Below are 9,164 nucleotides of genomic sequence, written 5' to 3'. Positions count from 1 at the left end.
AGACGAAAAACCTCTTTCATTGTTAGTGTCGGAACTCCAATGATAACTGATTTTTACGTCTTGGTGTTTTTTTATTTAGTTTTTCTTAAGGTGGCTAACTTGATTATAAAATTCGCCTTGGTTCTTTTTTGTGAAAATTTAATAAAAATTCGATTAAAAGTGTAATTGAGGTAACAAGGTTCTGACTAAGTGAATCAGATTTTGTATTTCTTTTGAATTGGGAATCTTTGCATTAATTAAATAGTATTTGATCGAATAATCTTTTGATAGCTGTTGAAACGGTACAATTGTACCTTCGATTGACTTTTTACAAATGATTGATTGACCGATTCCCAAAGTAACAAGTCGACTGGTTAAATTACTGTCATTAACTTTTAGAATTTTTTTAGGTTTTATTTTATTTTCAGAAAAGTATTTATCAGTATATTCACGCTGAATGGAACCTGAACGCCCAAGTATCCAAACTGGATTATTTATATCTCCAGCGTGGACCAGAGCATCGTTGGCAAAGGGAAGCTGTTCTACATCCCTTGATGTGAACGGTCTTTCAACCAAACCAAAATCCAATTCGTGCTTGGTTATTGAGTCAAGAATTGTTTCAGAGTCTTGAACGATGATTTCAAAATCAAAGTGTTTGTTTCTTTTTTCTAAACTATTAATTAACTGCGGCATGATATAAATTGCATTCATTGGAGATACCCCAATGGAACAGCAAATGTGATTGTTAGAATGTTTTTTTACTAAATGGTTAAGTGAGGACTCCCAACCATTTAGTAATAATTGTGAGTCTCGATAAAATCTATTGGCATTTTCAGTTGGAATCAAGCCTTTATTGCCATTTCGCTTAAAAAAAGTTACGCCAAGTTCCTTTTCTAGTTGTTTGATTTGTATTGAGACGCTGGGTTGCGTGACATATAATTCTTTGGCCGCTTTAGTAATACTCCTATACTCGTAAACTTTTTGGAATGTGATAATGCTTCTGAACATTGACTATTCACCTTCATAAAATTTATTTATGTATTCATTTATAAATAAAATATCATATTATCATTGTGAATAAAAGTTCAAATTATAGGCCTTGATATAAGGCAATATAAAGTATCAAAGTGTATATAAAATAAAAGAATCACAATCGAAAAATGATGATTATGCTCCTTATGAGACTTACAATTAAATTTATTTATGTTTAAATGGTTCTTGTAAGCGCATACGAAATTTACTAGTAAATGAACTATCTTTCAGTGGGGAGGTTAAATCATGTTCAAAGATGACATGAAAAAGGCTGGCTTAAACCCGATACAACCGATTATTGGGATAGCATTGTTCATTTTGGCAGTAATCTGGGCCTTGTATTTAAATACACAAGCAAATAAACTTCCGTTAGCTTTATTTGCTGGGTTAATGATAGGTTACTCGTTAACTAGATCGAGATTTGGTTTTGCCGGTGGCATTAAAAGAGTTTTTTATCGTGGTGAAGCTAGTTTGACAAATGCATTATTAATAATGTTTGCAATAACGGCAATTGTTAATATCGGAATTCAATGGTTTGCCGCAAGTAAAGGCGCATTGCCTGCTTGGCTAGTGACAAATGATACGCAGTCAATAATTCCTGGTACGCAAAATGTGAGACTTGGAAATATTTCGACAGCTTTGGGTGGATTTTTGTTTGGTATTGGAATGATGCTCGCCGGAGGATGTGCAAGTGGTACATTAACAGATTTCGGTGAAGGAGAAGGTCATTCGTGGATTGCATTACCGTTCTTTGTTCTATTTGCCGCACCCGGTCAAAAATTAGGATATGATTTGGATCAAACATCATTTGGTAAAATTGGTATTAAAGGTTGGCTTCCAGATTATGTTGGCTATGGTGGAGCTATAGCTATTACCTTGTTGATATTCTTGGGATTATATTACATCGCTAAACAATATGAAAATCATAAGAAAGAAATAGGAATGTACTCATTTCCAAAATCAGATTATCTAGATTTTGAAAAACCATTACCAGAAACAAAAGAATCCGTTAAACCATTTTCATGGAGAACATATCATAAATTCTTTGTTGAAAGATGGAGTTTTCTCACAGGGGCAGTTGGTATTGCAATAGGAGCTATCTTTGTATTAGTAACTACAGGGAAAGCTTGGGGAGTCACGACAGCCTTTGTCTCTTTAGATCAAAAATTTTTCCAATTGTTTGGAGTTCAATTTACTTCTCCGGCATTTGACGAAACGGCTAAAGCAATGCAAGGAAGCCTTTTGGTTGATGGGGGGACGATTAGAAACATTGGATTAGTTTTAGGAGCATTTATCGCCTTTCTAATGGCTGGTCGTTTTAAAATGAACTTCAATTTTTCAAAAATGGATATGTTAATTTATGGATTTGGTGGTGCATTGATGGGCTTAGGTAGTAGATGTGCTCGTGGATGTAATATTGGTGCACTGTATTCAGCCATTTGTAACTTTTCCATTCATGGATACATATTCATGCTTTTCTTGGTATTAGGTGGGATGTTTGGAATTAAAGTATTCTCAGGAAAAGTTGATATTTTGCCAAAGTATGTTATTTCAAATTAATATAAATTTTAAGTGAGGGATATATGATGGAAAATAAAAAAATCGTTGTAGTAGGTGGAGTAGCTGGAGGAGCATCAGCTGCCGCCAGAGCACGTAGATTAGACGAATTTGCTGATATTACTATGTTTGAAAAGGGACCTAACGTTTCATTTTCAAATTGTTCATTGCCATATCATTTGAGCGGAATGATTCCAAACGCTGACGATATTGTCTTGATGAATCCTGAGCAATTCAAACACCAATATAATATTGATGCTCAAGTTAATTCTGAAGTCATCAATGTTGATACAGATAAAAAAGTTGTTGACGTTAAAGATACTAATTCAGGTGATGTCAAAGAAGTTGAATATGATGAATTAATTCTTTCCCCAGGTGCCGATCCAATTATGCCAAAGAGCATCGTGGGAATTGAACGTGGAAATGTCTTTTCAGTTAGAAACGTAGTCGATATTAAACGTATTCAAGGCTATATTGATGATAACAATGTTACTGATATTGCGGTTATCGGTGGTGGCTTCATCGGACTCGAAGTTTGTGAAAACTTAGCTTCCGCTGGTAAAAATGTTTCATTAGTTGAAGCGGCAGATCATGTGTTGGCTACGGTTGATGAAGATTTTGCTCAAATCGTTCATAAAGAACTTTTCGACCACGGGGTAAATGTAGTTTTAGGTGACGGCCTAGCAGAAATCACAGATGATAGTATCAAGTTAGGATCTGGAAAAGAAGTTAAAGTTCAAATGGTTATCGTTGCCATCGGTGTTAAACCATCAACCAAATTGGCTGAAAAGATTGGCTGTAAGATTGGCCTAACTGGTGGAATTCAAGTTGATCATCACTATGAAACAAGTATTCCTAACGTTTATGCTGTGGGGGATGCAATTGAAGTAAGTAATATGTTAACTCGCAAGAAAACTAGATTGGCTTTAGCCTTCCCAGCACAGATGCAAGCTCGTGATGCGATTGATCACATGTATGGCAGAACTACAAAAAATCCTGGTGTAATCGGCTCACAAGCCATTCATATTTTTGATTTGAATATTGCTTCTACTGGTTTAACGGAAAAGGAATGTGTTAAAAATGGAATCGACTATCGTGTAGCAACAGTTATTCCTAAGAGTAGAGTTGGTTTGATGCCAAATGCTACGCCATTGCACGTTAAATTGATTTTTGGATATCCAAATGGAGAACTTCTGGGGGGACAAGCTTTAGGCAAATCAGATGTCGACAAACAAATGGATATTGTAGCAACGATGATTTCAATGCATGGAAATATTTCTGATTTAACTCACTTAGAACTTTGCTACTCTCCTTGGTTTAGTACAGCTAAGAATGCTGTTAACATGGCAAGTCTTGTAGCTGAAAACATTTTAAATGATGAATACAAAGAAGTCCAAGCTCGTGACGTTCGTCAATTAGTTGAAAATGGTGCCTTCATTGTTGATGCTCGTGAACCACAAGAATATGCAGAAAGCCATATTAATGGTGCAGTCAATATCCCATTGAGCCAGTTTAGAGAACGTCTGGATGAAATTCCAACCGACAAACCAGTATATGTGCACTGTTTATCAGGTCAACGTAGTTACAATATGGTACGTGCTTTAAATAATCGTGGTTACAGTAATGTTTATAACATTAGTGGATCATATCTAGAAATTTGTGAATACGAATACTTTAAAGATCAAACAACTGATCGCAAACCAATTGTGAATGGTTATCGTTTCGATCTCTTGTAAAAATAGGAGTTGTGGAAATGAAAAAAAGGTCACTAACTATTTCTGTTTGGACTTTCATATTAATTATCTGGTTTATAGTGACTAATGCAGGATGGGTATCCCCCATCCTATTTCCATCCCCACAGGAAGTCTTTAAAACTTTCGTTGGTATTATTACCCACGGGTACAACAATATTCCTTTCTGGGAACATTTAGGAATTACGTTGTTTAGGTTATTTTCGGCGATAGTTTTGGCAATTCTGACGGCAGTTCCGTTAGGATTATTGTCTGGAATGTCAGAAACTTTCAATGCCATCGTTGATTCCTTGATTCAGTTTTATCGTCCAATTCCACCACTGGCATACTACACGATTTTAATTTTGTGGCTAGGAATCGGTGAAACTTCCAAAATTGTTTTACTTTATTTAGCAGCTTTTGCACCAATTTATTTAGCCTGTGTTGAAGGGGTCAAACACATCAATAGTGATTATATTTTGAGTGCAAAATCTTTAGGGGCCAACAAGTGGTCAGTTTTCAAATGGGTAATTTTTCCTGGAGCATTGCCAGATATATTTACCGGAATCAGAACCGCCATGGGAGTATCTTTTTCAACGTTGGTAGCTGCTGAAATGGTGGCTTCGACTTCGGGAATTGGCTGGATGGTCATTGATGCTTCGAAGTATTTGAAGAGTAGTGTGATGTTTTTAGGGATTTTCATTTTAGGTGGCTTAGGATTGTTATTAGATTTTATTTTGCAAAAAATTGAACAAAAGTGGATTTTTTGGAAAGGTAAAAGCTGATGAAAAAAAATAAGCTGATATTAATTTTGTCCCTGTTTTTGTTTTTGACCGCTTGCAGTAGTGGCAAAAGTAGTGGCGATGAGATTAAAATAGGCATCCTAAATACACCTAATGATGTTGCCGTAGCTAGAAATTTAAATTACTTTCAAAAAGAATTTCCTCATCAAAAATTGCAGTTCATCACCTTTGATTCCGGAGTTGATGCCAATAAAGCCTTGATGTCAGGCGGAGTCGATTTTGCCACGATGGGAGACACTAATGGGATTGTAGCTTTAACGGCTGAAATTCCTGTGAAATTACTGTGGATCAATGAAATTTGTGGAAGCAATGAACAGCTAATAGTCAAAAAGAAATCACGCATCAAGTCTATCCAGGATTTGAAAGGTAAGAAAATTGCTACACCATTCGCATCCACATCGCACTACAGCTTGATGATTGCTTTAAAAAAATATCACTTAGAAAATAAAGTGACAATTTTAGATATGGATACACAAAATATTGTGGCTGCTTGGAAAAGAGGCAATATCGATGCAGCATACACTTGGCAACCAACCTTGACTCAATTACAAAGTGATGGGAAAACGCTGTTAGATAGTTCAGATTTAGCTAATTGGGGCTATTCCACGGGAAATGTTACTTTAGTCAGGGAACAGTTTTTAAAGAATCGTCCTGAAGATGTTAAAAAATTTGTCAAAGTATTATCCAAGGCTCACGATTTAAGAAAATCTAATTATCAATTGGCAGTTAAGGCAGCTGCAAAACAAACTGGTATCAGTAAGAGTGATGCGGATAAACAAATGGAAGGTACAGACTGGATTTCGTTAGATCAAGAGTATTCAACTGATTATTTGGGCAATAAGGATTCAGTTGGACAATTTGTTAAGGAAATGCAGACGGCGGGGGAGTTCATGTATGGTCAGCAAACCATTAGTTATCCGCCAAAACTTGCAGAATTCAATAAATTTACTTATAGATTTGGTGGTGAAAAATTTTGGAAACGCTGATTAAGGCTAATAATCTTTCGATTAAATATCCCAATACAACCGAAAATGTAATCGATAAGACTGATTTTGAAATCTGCGATAATGAAATTTTTGTCTTGGTTGGGCCATCAGGTTGTGGGAAAAGTACAATTTTACAAGCAGTGGCCGGGTTCATACCAGCTGACGGGGACTTATCGATGAGTGGGCAGAAAATCACCGAGCCGGATTGGAATCGTGGGGTAGTTTTTCAAAATTCGTCACTTTACCCTTGGTTTACGGTTGAAAAAAATATTGGCTTTGGTTTAAAAGCTCGTGGGTTTTCTCCAGAAAAAATTCACCAGCGGGTTGATTATTTGTTAGACATCATCGGATTAAGTGAACAGAGAAAATCGAAAACCTTTGAATTATCTGGGGGGATGAAGCAAAGAGTCGCAATTGCTAGAGTTTTAGCAAACAAATCAGAACTTCTCTTGATGGATGAACCATTTGGAGCTTTAGATGCATTTACAAGATTTAGAATGCAACAATTGATTTTGGATATTTGGCAAAAAGAGAAAACTAGTATTTTTATGATCACTCACGATTTGAATGAAGCAATTCGCTGTGGCAGTAGAATTGCAGTTATGAATAATCATGATAAAAAAATTATCCAAACCTTTTCCAACCAATTTCAAGGTATCGACGTTGAAAATATTGATGACTTTGATATTGAAAAGAAAATTGATAAATTCCGGAGTCAAATACTGAATTTGATTAATAGTTAAGGATAGAATAGAACATTCTAAAACAACGAGAGCGGGACATGGTCAACTCTCGAGCATTAAGGCAAATAAGCCCAGGTAATCGCACTTTGATTACCTGGGCTTATTTGTTTTAAGTTGAAACGAGTTACACAAGCCAGACTCAGCCATATAGCTACATTCCCCAAATCACACGCAAGATCGGCGTGCAATTCGTGGAATTAGGCTATCTGTCTGAGTCTAAGCGGGCTTGTTTCACTCTCTTTAAGCTAAAGTTTATTTGGAGTTCGATTGAGGAAATGTTTAGCACCGTCAATAACGTGGAAATAAGTTGCCAGCTTGAACATATCAGTATTGATACTCTTCAAAAATGGCCATTCCCGTAGTGATCCTCGGATAACAGAATTGTTTTGCTCAATGAATTCTTGGCTGACTTTTTGTGGTTGATCTTTGAAGCCGCCTGATTGATATAGATAGTTGGCAAAGTCGTAAAAAGTTTTGGCGGTTAAAGGATCATTAATGTTTTCACGCAACAATTTTGTCCGTAATCTAACGAAACTCAAAGTATTGCGGACCACTTGTGTACTGCTGCCGGAGCTTGATAGATAGGCAAATAATTGTTCAAAAAAGTTTTGATAGGCGTGAATCTCAGAACTGTTTAAATAAGCTCGGGGATGTTTTTCAACCGGATATTTCCAGTTGCTGAGATTGTATTCCCACTTTTGACCGATCCAAATCGTGAAGGGAAGTTCGTAAAAGACTTGAGTCATGTCTTGTTCAAAACTCTCATTGATAATTTCAGAATAATCATGTGGTAAGAGATGATTGATCTGACGTCTTAATTCTGGGGTCAAAGTTTTCATATCATCTTTATCATCGGTTAAAGTAAATAATTTTTTCCACACATCTTCGCTAAATAAAGTTGGTTTGACTCGTTGAACTAGTTTTAAATTTAAAGGAGCTGAATTTAAAGTATAGCCGGCATCAAAATAATTATCCATTAATTGCAAAGTCTGCACGAAATGACCACCAAGTGAGTGTCCAATTCCGTAGATCAATGAATCGGGAGCAATTTTAGTTTCGATAAAACGCATGAAGTCTTGAGCAACGTACAATTGATCCAGACTTTTGTCGTTTCCAATTAAAATAGCGTTGACGTTGTAATCCCAATCTTTATAAGTTTCAAGAATTGCTTTTTCAAAACGCTTACTTCGAGATGTTTCTGTGTAGTCGACATTGACCTCAGTGCCCTTAAAAGTCACGTAGCACTCCTTTACATTGTCAATCGATATTTCATAAGCGATACCTGAAAAACCGCATTCAGCTGCTTCTGGAAAGAGATCACGAGCATCAAATGAGCGGATATAGTCGGGCATTCGATGAATGTGATTGTAAATCAGAAAGCGAAGGTAGTTTTCAGGTTTGAATTCTTGATACAAATAGCGGTCATAATCGAATTGCAGTAATTTAGTTCGAAAATCGTTATCTTGCAACAGTTCTCCAGCTTGATAGGGAGCTTTGCGAATCTCTAATGGCAAAAGTTGGTGAATCAATAAAATGACATAAATTTGGTTCAGATAACCGTGACACAAATTTAGATTTTCATCCTCAATTTTTTCGATCAACTGTTTAAGTTTATTGATTTTCCGATTTCTCGAAGGTCGAGTCAAATGCTGCTTGGTGTGATTTTGATCAATATTTTTCAGTTTCAAAGCTTTGTCAATCATCTGGGGATGAATCATTTTGTCGTATTCAAATTCCGGGGCACGAAAATCAATTACTTGGTTCAATAATAAATTAGTTAAGCGTGTTTTTTCCTTGTTTAGATACGAATAACTGAAATTGAGTCGTTTATTTTTAGGGAGTAATTCCTTACTATCTTCCTTGTTGAATGTTAATGGTAAATTGGTATGGGCGCGAAAATTCAATAAATCAAGTTGATCATAAACTTGGTTTAAACGGTTTAGGGTGCTCAAAAGTTTCATAAAATCACCTCATTGTATTTTCATTCTAACAAATTGTTGACGCATAAGAAATTAGAAACCGTTTTTATTTCACAATTGTGATACTTCACATTTGTGTTATATCACAAACGTGCTATAATATAGTTGTGGAGGTAAGAGATATGCAAATAGATATCAAATCATACTTGGAAGACAATCATTTAACGATTTATGTAATCTCGAAGAAAAGCGGGTATGGTTATACGACTCTGCATAAATCTTTTAATAAGAAACAATCCTCCGCCACATCACTTAATTTGCGCGATATAGAAGCAATTGCCAAAGCGCAGGATACGGAAATGTGGAAAGTTCTGCGTGAATTGGAGTTGCATTATCTAAAATGAGGAGGGCTTTA

8 protein-coding genes are annotated in these 9,164 nt (G+C 35.9%); 6 read left to right on the top strand and 2 right to left on the bottom strand.

The features are described 5' to 3' along the window. Positions 1 to 153: 153 nt before the first annotated feature. Positions 154 to 987: a LysR family transcriptional regulator gene (locus EGT49_RS09870; RefSeq protein WP_135373881.1), complete on the bottom strand. Its 834-nt coding sequence runs from the start codon at positions 985 to 987 to the stop codon at positions 154 to 156. A gap of 270 nt (positions 988 to 1,257) precedes the next feature. On the opposite strand from EGT49_RS09870, the gene EGT49_RS09865 reads away from it, so the two are divergent. Genes EGT49_RS09865 through EGT49_RS09845 form a run of 5 tightly spaced genes read left to right on the top strand, consistent with a single transcriptional unit; the run spans position 1,258 to position 6,830 of the window. Beyond that, positions 1,258 to 2,571 carry a YeeE/YedE family protein gene (locus EGT49_RS09865; protein ID WP_135373878.1) on the top strand — a complete coding sequence of 438 codons (1,314 nt, stop codon included), beginning with the start codon at positions 1,258 to 1,260 and terminating at the stop codon, positions 2,569 to 2,571. Between the two features lie 26 nt (positions 2,572 to 2,597). Next, a complete protein-coding gene (locus EGT49_RS09860; RefSeq protein WP_135373887.1) occupies positions 2,598 to 4,304 on the top strand; it encodes an FAD-dependent oxidoreductase in 1,707 nt (568 codons plus the stop codon). 17 nt (positions 4,305 to 4,321) lie between these two features. After that, positions 4,322 to 5,083, top strand: coding sequence for an ABC transporter permease (locus EGT49_RS09855; protein ID WP_135373876.1), 762 nt, complete (start codon positions 4,322 to 4,324; stop codon positions 5,081 to 5,083). Next, positions 5,083 to 6,087, top strand: coding sequence for a taurine ABC transporter substrate-binding protein (locus tag EGT49_RS09850; protein WP_135373874.1), 1,005 nt, complete (start codon positions 5,083 to 5,085; stop codon positions 6,085 to 6,087). The genes EGT49_RS09855 and EGT49_RS09850 overlap by 1 nt, the downstream gene beginning before the upstream one ends. Further along, positions 6,075 to 6,830: an ABC transporter ATP-binding protein gene (locus tag EGT49_RS09845; RefSeq protein ID WP_167849821.1), complete on the top strand. Its 756-nt coding sequence runs from the start codon at positions 6,075 to 6,077 to the stop codon at positions 6,828 to 6,830. The genes EGT49_RS09850 and EGT49_RS09845 overlap by 13 nt, the downstream gene beginning before the upstream one ends. Positions 6,831 to 7,075: 245 nt before the next feature. Here EGT49_RS09845 and EGT49_RS09840 read toward each other — a convergent pair whose 3' ends face one another. Next, entirely contained in the window at positions 7,076 to 8,791 is a 1,716-nt protein-coding gene (locus EGT49_RS09840) for a DUF6792 domain-containing protein (protein ID WP_135373870.1), read from the bottom strand. 140 nt (positions 8,792 to 8,931) lie between these two features. On the opposite strand from EGT49_RS09840, the gene EGT49_RS09835 reads away from it, so the two are divergent. Next, complete coding sequence (locus tag EGT49_RS09835) at positions 8,932 to 9,153, top strand: transcriptional regulator (RefSeq protein WP_135373868.1); 222 nt, start codon at positions 8,932 to 8,934, stop codon at positions 9,151 to 9,153. Positions 9,154 to 9,164 lie beyond the last annotated feature (11 nt).

Source organism: Companilactobacillus suantsaicola (genome assembly GCF_004745525.1).
In the GTDB taxonomy this organism is placed as follows: Bacteria; Bacillota; Bacilli; order Lactobacillales; family Lactobacillaceae; genus Companilactobacillus; species Companilactobacillus suantsaicola.
This window is presented reverse-complemented; position numbering and strand designations above follow the sequence as displayed.